This is a genomic window from Granulicatella seriolae (assembly GCF_024543085.1).
GTDB classification, from domain to species: domain Bacteria; phylum Bacillota; class Bacilli; order Lactobacillales; family Aerococcaceae; genus Granulicatella; species Granulicatella seriolae.
On sequence record NZ_JANHNZ010000016.1, the window covers coordinates 1 to 23,799 of the forward strand.

Here is a 23,799-nt window from a genome sequence, read left to right on the forward strand (position 1 = left end):
GCTGGCAGCCAGCCTTAACTGACTAACGGACCACAACCCAATAGGAACTAACATACGAAGACTAGTAATAACCCATAATATTTCACTTTAAAAAAAGTGGCTAACTTGTTCTTGAAATTTGGGTTTAGAAATTTTTTTATTTTATTACAGACTTTTTGCCCAGCCCCATACGTGCCAAAACAAATTATTTTTCTCATAAATCGTTTTATTCTACAAATGAAAATACATTAGAACAAAGGCTGTATCAAGCTATGGTAAAATTTCTCGTCGAGTTAGAACCGATAATGTTAGTTTTATTCATTTCAGGAAATATGATTGCAACAAGTGGTCTGATATTCTTTGCAAAGGCTATTTGGAATGCGACGCCCGAAAATAAATTGACTAAACAAAAAATAGTATCTGTAATAATACTTTTTTTAGGGCACATTATCTCTGCACTAGTCTTAGCGTTCAAGTAAAACTGGTTTAAAACAAGTATCCCTAAATAAGGAGCTAGGTAAAAAGTCTTACAAGGAACAAACCAAAAGAGTTTCCCAAAATAGAATCAGAAATGACGGTGCAAAGCACAACGGTACCATCGTTCTTATTTGGATTCTGTTCTCGGAAACTCTTTTGTGCTTTAGATAGAAGAACCTATCCCCTAAAAATGTGAAATCCCTCTCACTTGTTTTGTGATGAAAACGGCACCATTTGCTATTGGTTTCTGGTAAACTATGGGTGAGAGCTCCATGGGGGACTTTTCGTTTAGAAAAGTAGCAAAGTAGAAGGAGGTTAATGAGGTAGTTGTAACACCCTGGATTGGAGTTGGAACGTGAATTTGTATTCAAAAAATTGGAAATGGAGGAAATCTAATGGAAAGTTACTCGTTCAAGTACAAATCATTAGTCAAACAAATCTTGTTGGGATTGTCAGCTTCATGTCTTTTAGCGGTTTCTGTGGAAATGGCTCAGTCGTCAACGGTTCACGCTAGTCAAGCGGAATCGACTGTGGTTGTGCCTGAGGAAAAAGCAGATGCCACATTACCGCTTGTTTCCGAAGTTCTTGCTGTGGAAGAAGTGATTGCACCGCCAACAACTGAAGCGGCGGAAGCTAGCCAAGCCAAGACAGAGGAAACTACGTCAGCTACTGCCGAAACTCCAGATGAAACAGTAAAACCAAACTCAAGTGAAGCAACAGTGGAAACAGAAACACCAGCACCTGCCGAAACACCGGCTACCACAGAAGAAAAAACCACAGAATCAGTAAATGCTACTCAAACGAACGAAGACACAACTAAAAAAGAAGACCCAGCTAAACCAGAGGAGAATAAGCCAGAAGCAGCAACAACAGAAGCAACCACCCCAGAAAGCACCCAACCAAAAGCAGCTGAACCAACCACTCCAGCAGAACCTAGCCAAGTCACCCTAGCCGACACCACCGCCTACATGACCACCAGCACCACCTACAAAGAGGTCGTTCCTGTTGGTACCGTAGACCCAACCACTATCAAATGGACGCTAGACAACAAGCCAATCAGCGAATGGAAAACGTGGAACATGTCAAAAGGCGACTTCTCAGGAGATCCATTTATCACCATAGAAGATGGCTCACTGGTTGATGGGATGTACAGCTTTAATCTGAGCTTGGAGTCTTTGTTTGGGCCGGACTTGAGCTTGCGTTGGCCTAACAATATTCGTCGTACCTACCGTGACTACATGAAGGAGTACACGCTACTTGGGACTAGTGCTGATGGCAGTATGACCATCACTAAGAAAATTAACCTACGTCCTTACGAAAATTTCCATACGCACGAAGAGATGCTGGCAGAGATTGAAGTAACCAAAGACAACGCTGCAGAAGATCGTTTGGTGACCATCGATACCATTGGCGTTAGTGCACAAGGACGCGACATCAAGATGGGTATCGTTGCCAAGGACCAAGAATCCATCGATCACTACCTCAACAACATCAACCCGCTAGCCCTAAACACCCCAGAACAAGCCCTCAAACTGCTTCAAGACGGCAAATTAGACTACAAATTACCTGTTCTTATCAATAATACCCATGCCGATGAGCAACCGGGAATTGATATTGTGACAGGACTCTTTAAGGATTTTGCGCAAAAAGAAACCATCAGTTACAAAACAACCGACAAAGATGGCAAAGAAACAACGGTTGACTTTAGGGTAGCTGATCTTTTGGAACAACTCATCCTACTCTTTAACTTTACCGAAAATCCAGATGGGGACGTGCTCAATACTCGTGCGCTAGCTAACGGGCTAGATCCAAACCGCGACACGGGTTACCAAACCAACCCAGAAACCGTAGCAATCGTCACCCAAATTAACAAATGGAATCCAATCTCACTCCTCGACATTCATGGGTTCGTGAGAGGCTTCCTGATTGAACCAGCAACACCACCGCATGACCCTAACTTTGAATATGACCTATTATCCGAAACCATGTTAGAAAATGCCAAAGAAATGGGACGAGCAGGGATTGCCAATTCCAAGTACACTCGCTACACCATTCCAAAATTAGACTATGGTGATGGATGGGACGATTCCTTCTCCGGCTACACAGCGGTTTATGCTATGTACCATGGAATCCTAGGCCATACCATCGAAATCCCAGAAGGTAACCTAGAATCCTACAAAGCCGGTTTCTTCGCAAGTTTAGCGGGCATTAATTTTTCCATGGAAAATAAACAAACTCTGATGGAAAATCGCTTAAAATTCTATGCGCGTGGCATCAACAAGGTTGAAGACCCTGAAGCAGAAAAAGAATTGGTCGGTGCTGACGGACAATTGAAGGGTAGAATAAAAGGGGATAACCCAACCTTCTTCCCTGACTATTACGTGATTCCAATGGGATTAGACCGCCAAAGTGACCTAGACCAAGCCTTCCGTATGGTAGAATATTTCAACCGCAATGGTGTTCAAGTCAAAGAGTTGACCCAAGACACAGGCGACTATAAAAAAGGAGACCTTGTCATTGATATGGCGCAAGCCAAACGTGGATATGCCAACCATATCCTTTACCAAGGCTCTAACGAAAGTGATTGGGGTGCCATGTATGCAGAACTAGTGGTTAACTTCCCAATTATGCGCGGTTTCAAATCCATCCCACTCTTCAAGAGTGACGGACTATTCGCTAACAAACTAACAGATGTCAGCCTAACCCAAGCGCCACGCACCGAGATTGATGACAAAGCACCATTTTATCTAGTGGAAAATAACTCCTTGGCGGCTGTTCAAGCGATCAATGCGGCTATTAAAGCTGGTGCTGAGATTTATCTAGCAAAAGATGGCTATATCATGTCTACCGAGACCTTTAAGACAGCCTTGGCAAACTTTGCCCTCAAAGGCACACCACTTCACCAACGTCCAGTCGGCGAAAAACTCAAAAATCTCAAAATCTACGCACCAGGAAATCCAAACCTTCAACTAGGGTATAACTCAGTGTCTTCCGCAACGAATTCCCTCAATCAAATGGGCTTCCAAGTGGTTAGCTCCTTGGAAGAAGCGGATATTGTTGTCTTGGATAGCTCTCAATATAGCTTGAGCGACCTAGGCAAGAAACCAACCATTATCGTGGGTGGCGATGCCATGAGCCAACTGGAAGCATTGGGCGTTATTGACGGATTCGATGCAGAAATGTCACCAGCAGGATGGGATTTTGAAGGATTGTTGAAAGTCCTAGTTAACAAGGACCACAAACTTTCTAGCGGTTACTTCATGAATGACCATTTCTATTCCAACTCAGGTAGCTGGATTGAAGCTGTTCCAAAAGGCTTTGAAAGTCTGATTTCCGTAGTCGACAAGGATTATTATATGGCAGGTTGGTGGCCTAAGAATGAGGTCTTGGCTGGAAAAGTCATGGCCATTGACGGAACCTACAATGACCAACCAATGTTTGTGTATGCCGGCAATCCAATGAACAAGCTACACACCCTTCATTTCTATCGTTGGGTCAGCAATGCCATCTTTAGAGGAGAGTATGCTACCCTTGAGGACATCCCAGTGGTAGTGGACATGCAAGAATTCACCGACCCAGCTAGCACCATCAGTGTCACCCTAGACGTTAACCAAACAGATGGCGCCGCATTCCTAGTCGTCAAACCAATCACCCTAGACAAAAACCCATTTGGCGACAAATCCTATGATGCATACGACATCTATTTCATCAACGAAGCCGGGGAAATGGTGCACGTAAATACGCAGGCTTTGGTCAACGTGCCAACACGTGGTTTGCTTGAAGGAATCTACTACATTCCGGCAGAAGGTGGTGCGCCAGTTCGTCTAGACTTTGACCAAGAAGGCGACAGAGCAATGTTCCTAGCTAACCACTTCAGTATCTATGCTATGGTTTACAAGGACGCTAATCCAGACAAACCAGCACCAGACAAACCGGTCATCCTCCCAATCAAACCAGGTCAAGTGCAAGCATCTGGTATAGCAACCGTGCCAGCCAAACAATTGCCAAGCACCGGAACCCAAACCACTAACACCCTCCTCATCTCAGGAATCCTGCTAGCTAGCGGATTGTACTTGATGAAGAAGAAAGATGCGAAAGAAGAATAAGAAAAAATATGATGGCTGGCGTAAGAATTAGTGCCAGCTAGCATGGAGTGCCGTGGAAATCAGATGACTGGTTTCTGCGGTGCTTTTTTGGGTTGTTGTAATCGAGTCCCCAGCTAAGCGGTCAGAAATAAAGACGGTGGCACCGCCGAAAGCCTTGGTCTTTCGGCTTAGCTGCCTACGTGGCTGTAATCGGCTGAAGCCGAAACATCCACTGTGCGTCAGCTATACTTTACACCGTTATTTCTGACCGCTTAGCTGGGGACTCTTAGTTGAGTTGATTTTTAAAAATTTACCTCAAAATTAAAAAAACCCTTATTTTAACATGGAAACTTTTGACTTATAAAAACAAATACAGTTCAATGAGTGATATAAAATATTAAAGAGGATGTAGAACACAATGGACTTAAAAAATGTATATGACTTGCTACTTCATAAGCTGGGTACACAAAACTGGTGGCCGGCTAGCAATGAAATTGAAATGTTAATAGGCATGATTTTAGTCCAGAATACTAACTGGCTCAACGTAGAAAAGTCATTAGCAAATCTTGAGGAGGCTACCAAATTTGATTTAGAAAAAACCATTGCCCTTAATGATGAAGACTTACAAAGTCTAATAAAGCCATCTGGTTTCTATAAAAGTAAAGCAAGCTACATCAAGAACATATTGGATTTTTACCAAAATAAGTACCAAGAGTTTAACGATTATGACACTGACGATTTAAGAAAAAAACTCCTAACCATTAAAGGAGTTGGATATGAAACAGCTGATGTCATGCTACTTTATTTGTTTCATAGACCGGTATTTGTATCTGATGCCTATGCTAAAAAACTATTTGCCACCTTACTAGGTGACGATAGCCAGCAAATAAGCTATATGTCTTTGAAAAAATTTGTTGAAGACAACTCCATATTTGCCCTAAACGACTACAAAGAATTCCACGCTTTAATAGTCGAGTACGGAAAGACAAAAAGTAACTTTCTAGCAGAGTATCAATTGAGTAAAGAGTTACGGGGTAAATTTCTTTTCTATAAATAGCCATTCCCATACCAAGAGAGTCCCCAAACCATCACGCAGAAATGAACTTAGGAGAAAAAGTCCATAAAGCCATCTAAACAAAAGAGTTTCCGAGATATGCATCAGAAATAACGGTGTATAAGTATAGCTGACGCACAGTAGCTGTTCGACTTTAGTCGATTACAGATACGTAGACAGCTAAGCCGAAAGACCAAGGCTTTCGGCGGTACCAACGTTCTCATTTCTGATGCATATCTCGGAAACTCTTTTGTGATTCAACAAGCCAAAAACACTTTTCCATGTACAAGCCCCACCGCTTCATGTATAATACCATTTGAATAGAAATAACCTGTAAAGTTGGACATATACAGTCAAAGTGTATTAGCTCCCTCCATGTTGAGGGGTGGACTATGCACTTTTTTTGTGCCAAAAATTGATCAGAACGGAGGAAACGTCTTGCTAACAGAATTCGATACCATCGCGGCTATCTCGACCGCGCCTGGTGAGGGAGCTATTGGGATTGTCCGTATCAGCGGCGACCAAGCCGTCACCATAGCCGATAAACTCTACCGCGTAAAAGATAAACAACTAGCCCAGCAAGCTAGCCACACCATCCATTACGGCCATATTGTTGACCCGGAAACTGACCTCGTCATTGACGAAGTCATGGTCACCATCTTACGTGCGCCACGAACCTTTACCAGAGAAACTATCATAGAAATCAACTGCCACGGAGGGATTGTGGCGGTCAACCGGGTCTTGCAACTGGTTTTACGCCACGGAGCACGCCTAGCTGAGCCAGGAGAATTCACCAAGCGAGCTTTTCTAAACGGACGCATCGACCTGTCGCAAGCAGAAGCTGTCATGGATTTGATTCGTGCCAAGACCGACCGCTCCATGAACATGGCCATGCGCCAGCTGGACGGCGACCTGTCCAAACTTATCCGCTCCCTGCGCCAAGAAATCTTAGACACGCTGGCCCAAGTAGAGGTCAACATCGACTACCCAGAATATGACGACGTCGAGGAAATGACCCTGAAACTGCTGGAAGAAAAAACCAAGATGGTGGCTTCCTCCATTCAAGCTCTACTAAGTACCGCCCAACAAGGAAAAATCCTGCGCGAAGGCCTAAGAACCGCCATCATCGGTCGCCCAAACGTGGGCAAATCCAGCCTACTCAATGTACTGCTAGGACAAGAAAAAGCTATCGTGACCGATATTGCCGGCACCACCCGTGACACCGTGGAAGAATATGTCAATGTCAGAGGGGTGCCGCTCCATCTGATTGATACAGCCGGTATCCGTCAAACCGATGACCTAGTCGAACAAATCGGGGTTGAACGTTCTAAAAAAGCCTTGTCAGAAGCCGATTTTGTCCTTTTACTACTCAACAATAATGAGGCGCTAAGCCAAGAAGACTTAGACCTCTTAAAAGAAACCAGCCACATGAAACGCATTGTTATCATCAACAAAGCCGATTTGGCAGGCAAGTTAGACCGAGACCAACTAGCCAATTATGTTCAGCCACAAGAAGTCTTGGAAACCTCTATGTTGGAGCACTTGGGCATCGACCAAGTCCAAGAACGCATCGCCAACTACTTCTTTCAAGGCCAGATGGGTGAGCGAGACGCTAGCTACCTGTCCAATAGCCGCCACATCGCCCTTTTAGAACAAGCACAAGCCGCTCTAGCCGAAGTCATCAATGGGATTCAAGCAGGTATGCCAGTCGATTTGATACAGATTGACTTTACCCGAGCTTGGGATCTGCTAGGTGAGATTACCGGCGACAGCGTTCAAGACGAACTATTAACACAACTCTTCAGCCAATTCTGTCTAGGAAAGTAGGTCACACACATGCCAAAACTAGCCACCATCTGTTATGTCGATAACGGCAAGGAGCTGCTCCTCTTGCACCGCAACAAAAAGCCCAACGATGTCCACCAAGGCAAATGGATAGGAGTCGGCGGCAAGATGGAGCAAGGTGAAACGCCAGAAGAATGTGCCATCAGAGAGATTAAGGAAGAAACAGGCCTTGACGTGGTCAATCCTAGACTAAGAGGCATCATCACCTTTCCAGAATTCACGCCTGACCAAGACTGGTACACCTATGTCTTCCACGCCAAAGAATTTTCTGGACAGGTCAAAGACTGTGATGAAGGCACCTTGGAATGGGTAGCCTATGACCAAGTCGAGCTCAAACCCACTTGGCAAGGCGATATGGTCTTCGTCAACTGGATTCTAGAAGATGCACCATTTTTCTCAGCCAAGTTCACCTATATTGACAAGCATTTAATCGATCAATCTGTTGTATTTTACCCATAGAAAGTAGGAAAACCATGCAAACATATGAAGCGGGAAGCTATGACATTGTTGTAGTTGGTGCCGGTCATGCCGGCTCAGAAGCTGCCCTAGCCGCAGCACGAATGGGGGCGAAAACCCTCCTTTTGACCATGAACCTTGAGATGGTAGCCTTTATGCCCTGTAACCCATCCATTGGCGGCCCAGCAAAAGGCGTCGTCGTGCGTGAGATTGATGCACTAGGCGGGCAAATGGGGCGCAATATCGATAAAACTTACATCCAAATGCGTATGCTTAATACCGGGAAAGGCCCTGCGGTAAGAGCCTTACGTGCCCAAGCCGACAAGCAAACCTATGCCCAAGAAATGAAAAAGACCATTGAAAAACAAGAAAACCTTGACCTACGTCAAGGGATTGCTGAAGAATTGATTGTCGAAGACGGTATCTGTAAGGGAGTAGTGACCAATACCGGCGCCATTTACCGCTCCAAAGCTGTGGTCTTAACAGCTGGAACGTCTTCTCGAGGTCAGATTATTATCGGTGAGCTCAAATATTCTTCGGGTCCAAACAATTCACAACCCTCTATCAAATTATCTGAAAACCTGTTGGCACACGGCTTTGAGCTGGCACGGTTTAAGACGGGGACACCGCCACGGATTAAGGGGTCAACCATCGACTACTCTAAAACGGAGATTCAAGCGGGGGACCCTGAGCCGCATCTTTTTAGTTTTGAGTCGGACGAAAAGGACTATCGTTATGACCAAATTCCTTGCTGGCTGACCTATACCAATGAGCAAACTCATGAGGAAATCCGTGCCAATCTGCACCGGGCGCCGATGTTTACCGGGATTGTTGAAGGGGTAGGGGCTCGCTATTGCCCTTCGATTGAAGACAAGATTGTGCGTTTTAGTGACAAACCAAGCCATCAGATTTTCCTAGAACCAGAGGGCGAAAACACTGATGAATACTATGTTCAAGGCCTGTCCACCTCACTGCCAGAAGACGTACAGATCAAACTCTTGCGCACTGTTGAGGGCTTGGAAAATGCGGAGATGATGCGAACCGGCTATGCCATCGAATACGATGTCGTCGTGCCCCACCAACTCAAACCAAGCTTTGAAACCAAGATCCTCAGCAACCTCTTCACTGCTGGACAAATGAATGGAACATCTGGCTACGAAGAAGCAGCCGGACAAGGACTTTACGCCGGTATCAATGCCGTCCGCAAGATTCGTGACCAAGAACCATTTGTCTTAGGAAGAAATGACGGCTATATCGGTGTCATGGTTGACGACTTGGTGACCAAAGGGACGACTGAGCCTTACCGCTTGCTGACCTCACGTGCTGAGTACCGCTTGCTCTTGCGCCATGACAACGCTGATTTCCGTTTGACGGAACAAGGTTACCAATTAGGCCTCATCTCAGAAGAACGTTACGCAGCTTTCCAAGCCAAAAAACAAGCCGTTCAAGAGGAGATCAAACGACTTAACAAGGTTCGCTTAAAACCAAGTAAGGAGCTGCAAGACTTCCTAGAAAGTAAGGGTTCCGCCCAACTCAAAGACGGCATTCTAGTAGCCGAACTGCTCAGACGACCAGAGTTAAGCTACCATGACCTCTTGCCATTCGCCCCATTAGAGGTGGAGCTGGCAAAAGACGTAACTGAACAAGTTGAAATTTCCATTAAATATGAAGGCTATATCACCAAAGCCGTTGAAAAGGTGGAAAAACTCAAGCGCATGGAAGCTAAACGTATCCCTGAGCGTATCGATTACGATGCTATTAATGGATTGGCAACCGAAGCGAGACAACGCCTTAAACTTATTCAACCAGAAACTATGGCACAGGCTAGTCGTATTAGTGGGGTGAATCCTGCTGATGTGTCGATTTTGATGGTGTATATTGAACAGGGTAAGATAGCTAAGGTGTAAAAATTGTTTACGACTTGAGTTTCCAACTATATCAAAAAAAGAGTTTCCGAGAACTGTATCAGAAATTAGAACGGTGGCACCGCCGAAAGCCTGGGTCTTTCGGCTTAGCTGTCTACGTGACTGTAAAGGGGCTGGGCAAAAAGTCCAGACTGCCATTAAAACAAAAGAGTTTTGCGAAAAAGGTTATCAGAAATAACGGTGTAAAGCATAGCTGGCGTACAGTGAATGTTTCGGCTTTAGCCGATTACAGACACGTAGACAGCTAAGCCAGTGAGACCTTGGCTCACGGCGGTGCCACCGTTCTCATTTCTGATAACCTTTTTCGCAAAACTCTTTTGTGATTTAAAAAATAGATATTAGTCATTATAGACTTTTTGCCCAGCCCCAACAGTCACTGTGCGTCAGCTATGCTCATTCACCGTTATTTCTGATACAGTTCTCGGAAACTCTTTTGTTGTGCTAGGTTAAAGATTCTTACCCAGTCCTAAATAGAAATTTCTCTAAAAAAATGCTATACTAATTGTAAGTAAACGCTTTTATATTGTACCTATTTAGGTGTTTTCTAAATTCATGTGTTAGGAACATCTCAATAGGAGAAAGAGGTAAGTTATGAGAAATATCGGACTAAAAAGACTTCTTAGCATCATTGTTTGTGTAGTCTTAGCCATACTTTACTATCCTCGAATCGGAGATACTTGGATTTTTTATCTTGGTATTTTAATTAGTATTTTACTCATTTCACTATCTTACTATTTAGAAAAGCGAAACATGAAAGAGCAAAGTTAAGACGTTGAATGTCAAAAAGTCACTCTATATCACAACTAGTTAGCTACTTTCAAGTCGAGTAGGAGGTAAGCCATGAGACAATTCTGGACAGTAAGACTTGTTTCTATCATTATTTTTACAATTATAGGTATACTTTACTATCTTCAAAACGGAGAAGTATGGTATATTTATGCTCTTGCTCTAATCAATATTATAGGTATTCCGATAGCCTATTATCTTGAGAAGAGAAGGCAGAGAAACATGAAAGAACAAAGTTAAGATGTCAAATGTCAAAAAGTTACCCTATATCACAACTAGTTAGCTACTTTTAAGTCGAGTAGGAGGAAAGTCATGAGAAAATTCTGGTTAGGAAGACTTGTTAATGTCATAGTTCTTGTATTAGTAGGTATACTTTACTATCGTGAGAGCGGAACAATTGGGTGGTATATCTATGCCTCTGCTTTCATCTTAATGGTGGGTATTCCGATATCCTATTATCTTGAGAAGAGAAAACAGAAGAGAATGAACGAGTCAGAGTATATGAAAAATGCATAGAAATAGAAAATGTTTCTACTAAATAACATCAATATCTAACTCACCAAAGAGTCTCCAGATAGGAAACAGAAATCACGGCGCTACCGTCGGATTTCTAACCCCTATCTGGAGACTCTTTTTATCATGTACATTGACCTCGTTTGTAAGAGGCTGCTTGCCCAACACTTCTGTCACATAACCAAATTCAAGACACGTTTGTTTTATGACTCCCTTTAAAATGACACCCCTTTCAAGAGTTCCCTTTTTTACAATTCAGAACCAGATAAATCCCTATAATAAAGAGTGTAGATACAAATACTAAAGACGAGGTGGAAAGAATGAGTCAAAATGAAGTTGTTTCATCATTAGTAGAAAAGGCAAGAACGGCTCTCCAAGTGCTAGAAGGATATAGTCAAGAACAGGTAGACGATTTGTGTAAAGCTGTCGGCCAATCCATTGCTAAAGAGGCGGAACTCTTGGCCAAAGAAGCGATTGAAGAAACAGATATGGGGAAATATGAAGATAAGATTCAAAAGAACTTAGGCATTGGTGCCGGTATCTGGTCAACCATGAAAAACCAAAAATCAGTGGGCATTATCGAAAGGGATACAGAAAAAAACCTTACTTATGTAGCCAATCCTAAAGGGGTTATTGCCAGTGTTATCCCAACAACTAACCCAACCTTAACCATTGTGGGCAATGTCATGATGGCTGTAAAAGGGCGCAATACTGTGATTATTTCACCACACCCACGTGCGAAAAATGTTTCTAAGCACACTGTAGATATCTTAAATGCAGCTATGAAAGAATTAGGCGCTCCTGACAATATTGTACAAATTATTGAAGAGCCATCCCTAGACGCAACCAATAGCCTCATGCAATCATGTGATATTGTAGTGGCGACTGGTGGACCAGCTATGCTCAATGATTCCCTATATGGCTTGAGACCAAGAGGAACCTCAGCCATCGTTGGCGTAGTAGGCGAGGTCACCATCGATATCTACCAAGCCATCCTAATTGAGTGCAAGAGACTAGTAGGCATAGTCGAAGGCAGCTCAAACCCAAAAACCTTCATCCCAGAACTAATCGACTACTACAAACAAGGACAATTCCCCTTTGATAAACTAATAAACGTTTACCCCTTTGAGGACATTAACCAAGCCTTTGAAGATTCAAAAACCGGTGTCGCCATCAAACCAGTATTGAAAATGGTGGATTAGTAGAGAGTATTGACTGATTGATGAAAAATACCCCCGTCAGAATCCTTAATTGGATTGACAGGGGTATTTTAATTGAGATAGTAGTAGAGTAAATTATGAGAAGAATCTGCTGAATTGAGTGATTTACTGGGAGTAGACTGCTTCTTTTTTTCGAGAAAATTTGAATTAGAGCCCTTTTCTTATAATATCGCTAAAGAGTCTGGTTAAGAATGTGGACTTGATTTATTTTGATTTTTCACTGATTAAGTTCTTGCGCTTTAGCAAAATAATAAAAGGCTTCTGGACTGAATTTTTTGATTTTAACCATCTTTTTAAAAAGTGGTTTTCCAACCAGTTCTGGTAAGGGTTGTGTGGAATCAAAACGTTCAATAATCTTTTTGTCAGCTTTTAAAAGACTAACTAAATAAGCCGCTTTAGAGGCACTAAGGACTGCTTCTTCTACAATATAGTTTCGATTGATAATATGAGATTTTACTCTTCGTACACCATCTTCTAACCGTAAAAAAATTTCTTTTTCTATACCGCCCCTTCCACCAATAATACAAGAAGTTTTTAAAATATCTTCCAAAACATCCCTTAAATCCAGCTCATATAAGTCACGATAAGCAAGTTCAAGAGTTGCACATTTGGAAAAAGAAGATTTTATTTCAGCTAAATAATTTGATTGGTCGAATAAACTTTCAATATCGAATAGTTGCTTAATAATTTCCATCTCTTTTCCTTTACCATAAGGAATACCGGTCGTATTTGGAGCAAAAGCAGTTAATTTGTCTCCTAGAATATTCTCCACATCAGGAATAAAAACTGTTTTATTTGGTGGTAGTGTTTGAATAAAGGGACTGACTATGGGTAGCTCTAGTAGTTGATTATATGGGGATTTTTCAAACAAGACATCAAGTAGTACATACGATTCCCTATTATCCAGTGGTGACCGATAAAAAAACTTAAAATGGGCTTTAGGAATTGCAGATTGATAGCGTATATGTTCTTCTACATGAGTAAAATGAGAGTTTTTAACCAAGTTTTCCAAAATAGCAGCTAAATCCTTTGGAGAAATTTTCTCAGTAATAATTATATCAATATCAATTGAGAAGCGTTTCATTTCTTTTAATAGTAGGAGTAAACAGGTACCACCTTTAAAAATAAAGGGTAAAGATGTGTCTGTGAGTTTTTCTAATAAATAAAAGGCATGGGTTACTTTATCTAAGAGATTGGGGTCTAAATTGTTATATTCTAATTTTACAGAATCATACCACTCTGTAGTCAGACTTTGCTCCAAAATCATTCTTCCGTTACTCCTTCTAATGAAATAACATCATCTAACCGTCGTTTTGCATTTCTCTTATTCGCATAACGAGTAAGTGTTGAATAATTGACATTGTAGGTATTAAAAGCTTCCTCGATGATGGTTTCAACCTCTGCATTACCAACTGGGTAAATAACAGGGTCGTTTATTAATAAATCAACAATTAATTTTTCTAGTTTGGGGGTGTAATAATTCTTTTCAATTTTATTTAATGGGGCATCAACATATAGTCGATTGATAATGATGTTTTCTTTATCAGGTAAAATGTAGTAATCATACATTTCCTGTCCTGGAGATAAGAAAGTATTAGGAAACCGTTCTTTCAAAAAGTAAAATGCAGGCTCTAGTACATCAGCGTCAATCTCAATCACTAGATTATTTATTTGGTAGACATGCTTGGTTAAGTCTCCAATCCATTTGGTGGGATAAATATTGAAACGAACATCATATGGAAATTTTTCTTGTAGTAAGATAGCAATTTCATCCATTTTTGGTGTAGTTCCTGCTTGAAATGATTCTTTTTTATTAAGTGAATACAATCCACGCTTAGGACTGTAAATGGTTCCGTCTTGTTTTAGTTCATGGATTCGCCATCTCAATGTGTTTAAGGGGATATCTGGAGTAAATTGACGATAGAAAGTTAAAAAATCTTGAGTAGTGATTATTGGATTATTTTTAAGAAACGATATCAAATCTTTTTTGTGTAAGGCGTTTTCCATATATTATCCTCCTAACCAAATGTTTGGGTGTAAACTGAGTTTCCACCCAATTATTTGATTATAGTGTATCAAATAATTGGGTGAAAATCAAGATTAGACCCAAACATTTGATATCTAAGGAAGAAACTACCACCAGCATATATACAATGAACAAAAATACCCTCAACTCCTTTACTATCAAGGAATTGAGGGTGTTTCTCTACAATCAAGTGTAAAAGTTCTTTAACAACTATCTCCCACATCACTTACCCAAGGCTAACCGTATAATGAGAGCTCTCAGCTACCTTGCTATCATGTGTCAGATTCAGATAAATTTTCCGGGGATAAGACTACTCCTTATCTCCGGAAAACACTTGAACCAAAGCTCTTTTCTAATAATACAGCTTGCTAACAAAAGGTGGCTATAAATCTTATAACCACCTTTAACATTACCAATCATTTTAAGCTTATACGACACTACTCATCATCCGAAAAAGCTTTATCGTAATTGATATACAGAAGTAGGTTTACTAACAAATATAACATCACTGTTATATTGACTGCGTCCTGTAAAGCTTCTAGCAAAACCATTTTTCTGACCAAGGTTTTCCAGATAATAAATGATAGCATCCAAACTGTTGGAAATACAACTTCTATATATAATAATTGCTTTTTACTCATAAATTTCTCCCTTCTTTAACTTGTCATCCGTATTTTACCATTACAAATGACAAAGGGCCATTTCCACTATACAGATAACTATCAAATATTTGGGTGGAAATCAAGATTAGAGCCAAACATTTGATATCTAAGGAAGAAACTACCATCAGCATATATACAATTCACCAAGAATAAAAATACCCTCAACTCCTTTACTATCAAGGAATTGAGGGTGTTTCTCTACATGCAAGCGTAAACGTTCTTTAACAACTACTTCCCACATCACTTATCCAAGGCTAACCGTATAATGGGAGCTTTCAGCCACCTTGCTATCATGTGTCACCATGATAATTGTCTTTCCATCCGCATTCAACTGCTTCAAGATAGCCAGAATCTCATCTCGATTCTTACTGTCTAGCGACCCAGTTGGTTCATCAGCTAGAATCACCTTGCTAGGCTTGAGCAAGCAGCGGGCGATAGCCACACGTTGTTGTTCGCCACCTGAGATTTCAAAGACTTTTAACGTTTGGTAGTTGTCCAACCCAACCATCTTGAGCGCATCGTCAATCAAGGCTTCTTTTTCTTGCCTTGTCTTTTTGACATATCGCAGCGCCATCATCAAGTTTTCGTGGATGGTAAAGTTATCCACCAGTGCGAAATTTTGGAATAAATAGGAAATATTTTCCCGAATCATTTTGTTGGCTTGTTTGGAATTGATTTTTGGAGCAGCTTGCTGAAAGAGTTGGTATTCGCCTTCTTCTATAGGTTCGATTAGGCCAATTGTATTGAGTAAGGTTGTTTTGCCAGACCCACTAGGACCCATAATCGCAACCATATCGCCCTCGTTAATCTCTAAGTTAAAGTCTTCAAACACAATCTTATGGCCAAAACGTTTGTTGAAGTTTTTGATATGAATAATAGTCATCGTACGTCTCCTTTCAAAGCTGCACTAAGCGCTCCTTTTTCATGTCGATTAACCATTAGGAAAATAATCAAGATATCCATCAAGACAAGTGATAGGTAGGCCAACAAGGACAAGGCCTGACGATTCAAGATGGCGATTTCGATTAATCCAAAGATATAAATGGTGGTGAAATAAAATATCTCATTTTGATAGCGGTCAAAGAAAGTATAACCGAGTAATCTTGAGACAATCATTTCTTTTCTCTTAGAAGCCAAGATAATTAAGATAATGTAATAAGAAGCTAAAACACTAACAGAAATAGCTAAGAAAAGAATCGTCAGCCAAACACCAACACTAGATTGTGAGATAAACAATTCCTGTGCAAACCCTGATGAAAGAATATTTTGGAATTGTACCGAGTTGTTTTCAAGCTGGTTGTTTATAATCGCCTGACTGATAGCGGCTTTATTCTCTTCAGTATCCTCAATTCGGAGTGGGTTGCTTATTGGACTATTTTGAAAACTTCTAGTCATTTTCTCTATGGTAGTGTTATTGACACAAAAAATGATTGGATTCTTAACAAATATCTTATCTTCACCGATCATGTGGATGTTTTCTGAAAATATCTCTTGGTCATTATCTGGATAGAAGATAAACCTTACTGGAATGTCCTCAATCTTGTCATAAGAATCATCCGAAAGATGAGCCTTAAGCTGGATTCGTATAAATAGTTCTGTCTTTTCAAAATCCTTCTTTAAGGATTCTGGTACTAGATAGGTGATCTCCTTTTCTGAAAATATATCTGAGGAAGGGATCGGGAAGTCAAAGTTAATCCGTTTTAGATAGTTTTCATTAGCATTCATCAGCACATAGTTATCAGAGTGATTAAATCTCACATCTTTAAATTTAGCAGTATTTATATCAGATCCGTTAAATACGCTACCATCAAAATCATTAATAGCAACATACCCCATGTTAGCAGACTTATCTAACTCTTTATAAAGATTCGTAAGTTTGATGCTTAGTGTTCCTTCTCCACGAAGAGATTGTTGGAATTCATCACCAATGTATTGATATTCAGATAGGGTTAAGTATTGCTTTTGTTGCTCATAAAAATCTTTGGCTTTTAAATCCCTTTGTAGAGTATTCAGCTCTTTGATAAATAAAGGAATAACAGCAATAACTGCAACAAAAACAACAAATTTTAATAGATAACTAAAATACAATGAAAACTTGAGATTAAAGAAATTTTTTAAAACATCAGAAAGATTATACCGTCTAACAATCAGCAACATGACTAGAGAAAAAACTAAGGCAATCAAAAATACAGCTGATTCAAACAAGCTCAATTCTAAGAAATAAGACACATCACTATCGGGAATAAGAATATATTGAATAGGAAGTGTACAGAGGTAGAAAAGAATAGGAGCCAATAAGGTAACCTTATTCAGTCGTATCCAGATGTCGATATCTTTAAAGCCAAGTAATTTCATGACACCAATTTCCTTTAACTTAGAAATTGGATAAAAGGCACTCATCAAACAGAAGATAGCCATGATGATTAAGGATAGGATTAATGCTAAAAGGAATATTGTTCCTTGGCCATATGCTTGTCCATAAGTAGGGCGTAATAATTCATCTTTGGGAAGATTAAAGACCATGGAAAGTTGGTTTAGAATCTCATCTTTGTCTTTTGGGTCGGCCACCAGTGTGTAGTTACCATTAACGCTCATCTTGTGGTCCTTATAAAAGTTTTCTAAGGAGCCAAAAATCAGCTTCTTTTCCGCAAACAAACTTTTGATACGTCCACTTTGATGTGCATCTCCACTAGTAAAGTTGGCAAGAAACTCCTCCTCACTACTAGGCAGTTTACCACTAGCTAATTGGATACCCAATTGCTCAAAATAATCATTAGAGTAAATTCCTGATTTGTAAATATAGGTTTCGTCATTGTCGGTCAACATGCTAGAGCGGATGATGCTGGCATTGTAGTGTTTGGATAGGGAAGTAAACTCTGACAGTTGCTCATCGATGGAGACAGTTGAATTGGTAATGTAAAAATGAGTAGAATTGTTGGTAACTTCTATATTATCGTAGTATTTGTTTTCTTCTGCTTTCTTATGTAGTGCAAACGCCACGCTGATTAAAATAGATATGATACTTAGGAATAAAATCATTGTCTTTTTCAAAGTGCTTCCCCCTAACTTTCCTAAATGAATGACTGATCAAGACTAGACCCAACCTTACTCTAATTGTAAATCCTATAAGCAAGGCTTTGTATAGGTAATTTGTGCAAGAAACTTCTGTATAGAAAGGGGAGCTAGCAATAAGTTTTTAAGGAATAGATTCATTTTAGGGACAAAAAAAGAGTAACCAGGCCCTCTGTCAAAAATAAAGACGACGGTGCCACTGTCGTTATTTCTGGCAGAGGACCTGGTTACTCGAATACAATAAGCAAGAGCCTCTTACATCGCATTTCTAAACATTCGAGATATCATGTACCTTTATAATCTCGTCAGCCAAATTCCAAATGATAGGATTATGGGTTGCGATAATAATAATCCGGTTTTCATTGCGCAAACCCAATACCATGGACATAATCTCTGCCGAACTATCAGGGTCTAGAGCTGCTGTTGGTTCATCCGCTAAAATGAGGGGAGGGTCTTTGAGAATAATCTTCGCCAAGGCAACCCGTTGTGCCTCACCACCAGATAAAGCAAAGATTTTTTGATCCAACTCTAAGTAGTCTAAATTAACTTGCTTCAGGACCTCTTTTTGCAAGGCAGTTTTCTCTGCTTTAGATAATTTCTGCCCAATGAGACCAAGGTCTAGGTTCTCTTGAATCGTTTGACTATCCAACAAGCCAAAATTTTGAAAAAGATAGCCTAACTCATCTCTGAAAAACTGATTGCTCTTAATACTCTCAAGAGGCCGATCATTGTACAAAATGTCTCCCTCGTCATAGCTTTCTAGTTTCGCCAATATATTCAAAAGCGTTGTTTTCCCACTACCGCTAGCTCCAATTAGGGCATAAACCTTACCCGTTTCAAACACAAGGTTGGTATTTGAAAATAAGACCCGGTCTTCAAATTTCTTTGTCAAATTCGTTATCGTAATCATAATCATTTTCCTTTCAAGACAGAGATGGCTGTTTTATTTTCAGATCTATATTGATAATAAAGTATTATGAACGAATTTACTCCAAAAAGAATAAGTGTGGTTAAGCTAACACCTATATTTTTAGTGATCAATACAACCAGAGAAAAACTAAAAAGAAAAACAATTAATTGAGTTAAAATAAATGTTTGGTGTATTTCTCTAAAATGCATTCCTGAGATTCGTTTAATAAATATTTCTCTCCTAAATTGTTCAAAATAGAGGAGAGTCATTGAATTAAAGAGAAGAATAGATGTTAAAATACCAAGTATGGTTCCAATAATAAGAGCAATAAGCTCCCCTCTTATGGTATTTAGCAACTCATAAAATGTTTGGCTACTGTTACTTGCATAAGAAATATAAGAATATAAACTATGTTTTTTTAATAAATGCACTGAAGTTTCAAAGCTATTTAAAAAGAGATATGAGTTAGAGTTCCACCAAAATATTCTAGAGCCTAGAGTATTGCTAAAAGAGTTGGGTGTAATAACAATAATTATTGGATCCAAAAGAAACTGTGTTTTTGTGATTGAGGTAGTGTTATAGATAAATCTTTGTTGGTTGTCTGGTAAGTAACTTATAATCCCTTTAACTTCAAAAAGAGCGTTTCCACCTAAATCGAGATTATCTTTTGCAAAATTTGATACATAATTTTGGTACATGTTGTAGTAAGTATCAGTATCTTTTTTTAACTTTTCTGGTAAAATCAAGCCAAACTCACCTTGTTTTAAATTATTTAACTTCTCTTTAATATGGCTATCTAGTTCTATTTTTTGTTCATCAAAATAATTTGGAGTTACGTAAAGAGTATTACCAAGTGGGACATACTCTTCAAGTTTTGTACTATCTCTATCAGTATTAGAAAGAACAAAGTTTGTAAGATTATGTTCAACTAGTAACCCGTCTTGTTCAGTGATAGCTTCTTTAACAAATGCCTCCCAATCAATTAGAACTTTTTCGAAAATTTCATTATTATTAGCTAGACCAAGTCCGAATTGAAGATTAAATCTTTTATTATGATTATTCCATTCACTTATTGCACTTTCCTGTACCTTTAAATGGGGTAGAAAGTTCATTACATGGTTTGTTCCCCATCCAATCATTAAGAAAGAAAAAAATTGACCTAAAAGTATAATGAATAAAATACGGTATAGGGGTACTTTACCTTTAATGACTTCCATTAAATCTACTTTTTTTAGGCTAATCAAATATATAAAACTTAAAAAAATAGATATGAGGACGAGTATAAGTGCATAAAGAAAAATTCCTGATAGTAAAATACTAACCAAACTCCATCTTAAAGTACCAAATATAGCTAATCCACTGATTCCAATCAAGATACATAATAAAGAAGAAAATAGTATGTCTAGTCCATCGGATTGAATATCTCTATACATAATAGAAAGTAAACTTTTACCAGATATTAAACGAATTCCTGAAAAACGCATATTTTTTATTCGATAAATTAAGGTTAAAGAAGTAAATGTCAGTATAAAAACAAGTAAGGCTAAATATGTAGCTGGGCTAGCTATCAGTGATGTAGCAATTAAAATGGGATGCGTACCAGCATTATTTTCCGTTCTATATCCAAGTTTATTAAGGTGCGTTGATAATTCTTCATTTGTGAGCGATCCTTTAATAATCATATATTGTGCAATTACATTACTATTACTGATATTTTCTTCGGTGGCAAGTGTGAATCCTCTTGGTAACTTCTCAGATCCATATGCTTGGTATACAAATTCATATCCAATTTCTTTAGGTTCAATGATTCGTTTAATGATAATGCTATTTGTATCTGTTGCTAGTTTAGAGAGAGTTGTATTAACTTCATTCTTATCAGCTGTCTTCATGTCAAGAACATCTTTAGCATAGGTTCCTGAGTAAGTTGTAAATGCAAATTGGTCTGAACGATCTACAATAGTAAATAACAAAAATAATGTACAAATAAACATAGAAATATATATAAATATCCGTTTCATGTACTTTGGTCCTCTCTTTTTTTTCTGAAAAAAAGGGTAGGTGAAGCACCTACCCTTCCAAACATTCAATTAAAAACCGAAATCAAATGATGCGCCTTCGCCCACTTGAGTATTAACAAATGCTTTCGATGTTCCACCGGCGCCAGCATAACCTTTACTTGATTTAGAATCACTATGTCTTACCACAGAGGACCAATGATGTCTAGTAGGATGATAATAATTAGAAAAAGCTCCCCAGTTTACCGGGTCATGGTGACCGCCATAAGACCATTCTCCTCCTTGAACTGAAACAGCTAATACTGGAGTTAAAAATGATAATAATAAGGCAGCAACTAATGTAAGTTTAACAAGTTTACCTTTGATTTGCATAATCTTTCTCCCTTCTATTTTTGGTAGCGGCGATGTTATCAAATTAAAAGCCTCATACTTTGATAATCAATTCGGTAGTAACTAGCTACATTTTGCTATGTTATTTAAATTTGTTAAAATATTTTCAATGTAATTTTAAAATCGATATAGTTTCCGATTTTTTATCTTCTTTCTGATTTTAAAATTACTATTTTACTGATTAAAGAATATATACATCTTTCTTTAGCTTGAATCTATATCAGCTAACTTTAATTCTATTTTAAATGTATTTCTCCTAAGTTTAAATAGGTATTCTGTGCAAAATAGCTGTAAATTTACGAATAAAGTATACATAAAAGATGCTGGTGGAATGTATATTGTATATATTCCACCAGCATCTTTTTTAAATAGATTGAAGATTGTTTAATGATTGATATCTATAATCCCCAATTTTACTCCTTTAATGATAGCTTCTGAAGTTGAAGAGACATTGAATTTATTATGAATTGCTTGAACATGTGTATTTACTGTTCTTCTACTGATATTTAATTCTATTGCTATAGCTACTTGAGTTCTGCCTTCACTTAAATAATTTAATATTTCTTTTTCTTTTTCGGTCAGAATTGATTTTTCTACTTCAATAAAAGTGACTCCTTCTTTCACAATTTGATGTAGGTTACTGACTAGTTCTTCAGGAGAAATATTTTTACTAAAAAAACCACTAGCATCTAGTAACTCTGCTTGAAAACGATATTCTTCGAGGTCAAATCCTGTTAAGAAGACAATAGGCATAGTGGGGAATTGTTTTCTTATTTGCTTTCCAACTAGTAAGCCATTGTCTTTCCCTAGATTTATATCCAATAAAACGACATCTACCATAGTATTAAATAAATAATTATCAATTGAAGAGGGGGAATTTAGTGTAATGACTGTATCAACTACATCAAATTTTTCCATTACTAATTTTAGACTAGATGAAAATAATTGATGATCATCAATTAATAATATGTTCATGATTTTGTTCCTCTCGCTGTTGGTATACTAATCTTAATTTCAGTTCCAATATTTCTTCCGCTGTAAATGTCTAAGGTACCATTTTTGTAATCAACTTCTTGTTTTATGGAGAGTAATCCAAGATGGGTAGTATAGAATTGTTCATCGTCTAATTGATTGCTTTTTATTCCACTACCATCGTCTGTTACACGTAAAATAATGTTATTATCTTGCTGGTGCAAGTCAACTTCTATCTTATTTGCTTTTGAGTGTTTATATGCATTTGTTAGGAGTTCTTTAACAATTCGATAAAAGAATACTTTTTGTGTTTCTGTTAGAGGCAAATTCTTTTCAATATGCCAATTAATCTCAATTCCTAATTGATAGAATATCTCTAAATTTTTAGCAAGATTTATAAAGCTATTTTCTAATGGGAGCACACTTAAAAAAGAAGGATAAATCTGTGTCATATAGTCTCTCATAGAAACTGAAAGAGATTTTAAGGTTTGGTCGATTAGCTCGATTGTCTTTAAATCGTTTGATTCGATAGATAAATTAAGATTTTTAACGGCTAAAATCGTTTGAAGAACATTATCATGTAAATAATTGGCCAATTTCTTTTTGTCTTCTTGTGCGAGATCGTGTTGTCTTATATATGCAGCTCGTTCAAATTCTGAATAATATTGAGTACTGAGCATTTTTTCTACAGTTAAACGTTGTTCAGATGTACGTAAAAATATGGCGATTTCTTCAGCATTTTTTGTGAGCTCGTCTAATTCAACTTGTGAAAATGGTTTGTTTTTTTCCTTAGAAACTATAATTAACCCTATTACTTGATTTATTTCCATCATGGGAATCACTAATACGTGTTCATTCTTATAGTTAATTACTTTTTTATCAACATCAGTAAATAGGTTGTGATTATTTATAAATGTATGATTAAGGTTGACTAAACTCTTTTTTTTAAATAAAAAATATGGAGGATTATTGTTTTCAGACCAGACAAAAGCTATACCGGTAAATTCATAAGAGTGTAAAAATACATCGCTAATAATTTTTGCCATTGATTCAAACTGTTCATTAGATAATAGTTGATAGGAAATATTAGTTTTTTGATCACTAAATAAGGTTATATCTGATGCAAGTTTTTGCTCTCTTATTTCAAATCTCCATTGAATAATATGATAGGTAGCATAAACAATAAATAAAGTAACGCTATTTAATCGTAATAAACTAGTAAGTTGAGGAGAGATAACATAATAGACGACAACATCCATTACGAAAAAAAAGCCTAGAAAGATACTAATACTAAAACTTGAAACATAAAAAATGATTATAAACCGCATGATATCAAGCAAAGAAGCAATAAATTTAGTTTCAAGCAATCATTTTTAATTGGTTTTGTGTTGCCTTAGGCAATTTTTGGATAA

General features: G+C 38.4%; 18 protein-coding genes. 8 read left to right on the forward strand and 10 right to left on the reverse strand.

Features of this window, described 5'->3' with window-relative positions; translation table 11 throughout:
- The first annotated feature begins 851 nt into the window (after positions 1–851).
- The 8 genes from NPA36_RS09865 to NPA36_RS09900 all read left to right on the forward strand — a co-directional run bounded on the left by NPA36_RS09865 (position 852) and on the right by NPA36_RS09900 (position 12,322).
- Complete coding sequence (locus NPA36_RS09865) at positions 852–4,562, forward strand: LPXTG cell wall anchor domain-containing protein (RefSeq protein WP_256945950.1); 3,711 nt, start codon at positions 852–854, stop codon at positions 4,560–4,562.
- A 397-nt stretch (positions 4,563–4,959) separates the two neighbouring features.
- Positions 4,960–5,598, forward strand: coding sequence for an endonuclease III domain-containing protein (locus NPA36_RS09870; protein ID WP_256945951.1), 639 nt, complete (start codon positions 4,960–4,962; stop codon positions 5,596–5,598).
- 435 nt (positions 5,599–6,033) lie between these two features.
- Positions 6,034–7,422 (forward strand): tRNA uridine-5-carboxymethylaminomethyl(34) synthesis GTPase MnmE, encoded by a 1,389-nt coding sequence (mnmE, locus tag NPA36_RS09875; RefSeq protein WP_256945952.1) that lies wholly within the window; start codon positions 6,034–6,036, stop codon positions 7,420–7,422.
- A gap of 9 nt (positions 7,423–7,431) precedes the next feature.
- A complete protein-coding gene (locus NPA36_RS09880; protein ID WP_256945953.1) occupies positions 7,432–7,899 on the forward strand; it encodes an NUDIX hydrolase in 468 nt (155 codons plus the stop codon).
- Between the two features lie 14 nt (positions 7,900–7,913).
- Complete coding sequence (gene mnmG, locus NPA36_RS09885; RefSeq protein ID WP_256945954.1) at positions 7,914–9,803, forward strand: tRNA uridine-5-carboxymethylaminomethyl(34) synthesis enzyme MnmG; 1,890 nt, start codon at positions 7,914–7,916, stop codon at positions 9,801–9,803.
- 858 nt (positions 9,804–10,661) lie between these two features.
- On the forward strand, positions 10,662–10,847 hold the full coding sequence (locus tag NPA36_RS09890) for a hypothetical protein (protein ID WP_256945955.1): 186 nt from the start codon (positions 10,662–10,664) through the stop codon (positions 10,845–10,847).
- A 72-nt stretch (positions 10,848–10,919) separates the two neighbouring features.
- Entirely contained in the window at positions 10,920–11,123 is a 204-nt protein-coding gene (locus NPA36_RS09895) for a hypothetical protein (protein ID WP_256945956.1), read from the forward strand.
- Positions 11,124–11,431: 308 nt separating this feature from the next.
- On the forward strand, positions 11,432–12,322 hold the full coding sequence (locus tag NPA36_RS09900; protein ID WP_407932816.1) for an aldehyde dehydrogenase family protein: 891 nt from the start codon (positions 11,432–11,434) through the stop codon (positions 12,320–12,322).
- A 235-nt stretch (positions 12,323–12,557) separates the two neighbouring features.
- On the opposite strand, the gene NPA36_RS09905 is transcribed toward NPA36_RS09900, so the two are convergent.
- From NPA36_RS09905 to NPA36_RS09950, 10 genes are all read right to left on the reverse strand, one after another.
- Entirely contained in the window at positions 12,558–13,607 is a 1,050-nt protein-coding gene (locus tag NPA36_RS09905) for a nucleotidyl transferase AbiEii/AbiGii toxin family protein (RefSeq protein WP_256945958.1), read from the reverse strand.
- Positions 13,604–14,347: a DUF6577 family protein gene (locus NPA36_RS09910; protein WP_256945959.1), complete on the reverse strand. Its 744-nt coding sequence runs from the start codon at positions 14,345–14,347 to the stop codon at positions 13,604–13,606. Before NPA36_RS09910 ends, NPA36_RS09905 begins: the two co-directional genes overlap by 4 nt.
- Positions 14,348–14,803: 456 nt before the next feature.
- Entirely contained in the window at positions 14,804–15,007 is a 204-nt protein-coding gene (locus tag NPA36_RS09915; protein ID WP_256945960.1) for a hypothetical protein, read from the reverse strand.
- Positions 15,008–15,272: 265 nt separating this feature from the next.
- Positions 15,273–15,905 carry an ABC transporter ATP-binding protein gene (locus tag NPA36_RS09920; RefSeq protein WP_256945967.1) on the reverse strand — a complete coding sequence of 211 codons (633 nt, stop codon included), beginning with the start codon at positions 15,903–15,905 and terminating at the stop codon, positions 15,273–15,275.
- A gap of 2 nt (positions 15,906–15,907) precedes the next feature.
- The gene (locus tag NPA36_RS09925; protein ID WP_256945961.1) at positions 15,908–18,079 is read right to left on the reverse strand and encodes a hypothetical protein; all 2,172 of its coding nucleotides are present in this window, start codon (positions 18,077–18,079) and stop codon (positions 15,908–15,910) included.
- A 289-nt stretch (positions 18,080–18,368) separates the two neighbouring features.
- Positions 18,369–19,010, reverse strand: a complete 642-nt coding sequence (locus NPA36_RS09930) for an ABC transporter ATP-binding protein (RefSeq protein ID WP_256945962.1) — start codon at positions 19,008–19,010, stop codon at positions 18,369–18,371.
- Between the two features lie 2 nt (positions 19,011–19,012).
- Positions 19,013–21,028 carry a DUF1430 domain-containing protein gene (locus NPA36_RS09935; RefSeq protein WP_256945963.1) on the reverse strand — a complete coding sequence of 672 codons (2,016 nt, stop codon included), beginning with the start codon at positions 21,026–21,028 and terminating at the stop codon, positions 19,013–19,015.
- Positions 21,029–21,097: 69 nt separating this feature from the next.
- Complete coding sequence (locus NPA36_RS09940) at positions 21,098–21,391, reverse strand: lactococcin 972 family bacteriocin (protein ID WP_407932818.1); 294 nt, start codon at positions 21,389–21,391, stop codon at positions 21,098–21,100.
- A 408-nt stretch (positions 21,392–21,799) separates the two neighbouring features.
- Positions 21,800–22,390 (reverse strand): response regulator transcription factor, encoded by a 591-nt coding sequence (locus NPA36_RS09945; protein ID WP_256945965.1) that lies wholly within the window; start codon positions 22,388–22,390, stop codon positions 21,800–21,802.
- Positions 22,387–23,646 (reverse strand): sensor histidine kinase, encoded by a 1,260-nt coding sequence (locus NPA36_RS09950; protein WP_256945966.1) that lies wholly within the window; start codon positions 23,644–23,646, stop codon positions 22,387–22,389. Before NPA36_RS09950 ends, NPA36_RS09945 begins: the two co-directional genes overlap by 4 nt.
- Positions 23,647–23,799: the final 153 nt, after the last annotated feature.

Coding starts and splice junctions, on each gene's coding strand:
- NPA36_RS09895 (WP_256945956.1), top strand. CDS start 10,920: ATGAGAAAATTCTGGTTAGGAAGACTTGTTAATGTCATAGTTCTTGTA.
- NPA36_RS09865 (WP_256945950.1), top strand. CDS start 852: ATGGAAAGTTACTCGTTCAAGTACAAATCATTAGTCAAACAAATCTTG.
- NPA36_RS09935 (WP_256945963.1), bottom strand. CDS start 21,028: ATGAAACGGATATTTATATATATTTCTATGTTTATTTGTACATTATTT.
- NPA36_RS09950 (WP_256945966.1), bottom strand. CDS start 23,646: ATGGATGTTGTCGTCTATTATGTTATCTCTCCTCAACTTACTAGTTTA.
- NPA36_RS09930 (WP_256945962.1), bottom strand. CDS start 19,010: ATGATTACGATAACGAATTTGACAAAGAAATTTGAAGACCGGGTCTTA.
- NPA36_RS09880 (WP_256945953.1), top strand. CDS start 7,432: ATGCCAAAACTAGCCACCATCTGTTATGTCGATAACGGCAAGGAGCTG.
- NPA36_RS09915 (WP_256945960.1), bottom strand. CDS start 15,007: ATGAGTAAAAAGCAATTATTATATATAGAAGTTGTATTTCCAACAGTT.
- mnmG (WP_256945954.1), top strand. CDS start 7,914: ATGCAAACATATGAAGCGGGAAGCTATGACATTGTTGTAGTTGGTGCC.
- NPA36_RS09870 (WP_256945951.1), top strand. CDS start 4,960: ATGGACTTAAAAAATGTATATGACTTGCTACTTCATAAGCTGGGTACA.
- NPA36_RS09890 (WP_256945955.1), top strand. CDS start 10,662: ATGAGACAATTCTGGACAGTAAGACTTGTTTCTATCATTATTTTTACA.
- NPA36_RS09905 (WP_256945958.1), bottom strand. CDS start 13,607: ATGATTTTGGAGCAAAGTCTGACTACAGAGTGGTATGATTCTGTAAAA.
- NPA36_RS09910 (WP_256945959.1), bottom strand. CDS start 14,347: ATGGAAAACGCCTTACACAAAAAAGATTTGATATCGTTTCTTAAAAAT.
- NPA36_RS09945 (WP_256945965.1), bottom strand. CDS start 22,390: ATGAACATATTATTAATTGATGATCATCAATTATTTTCATCTAGTCTA.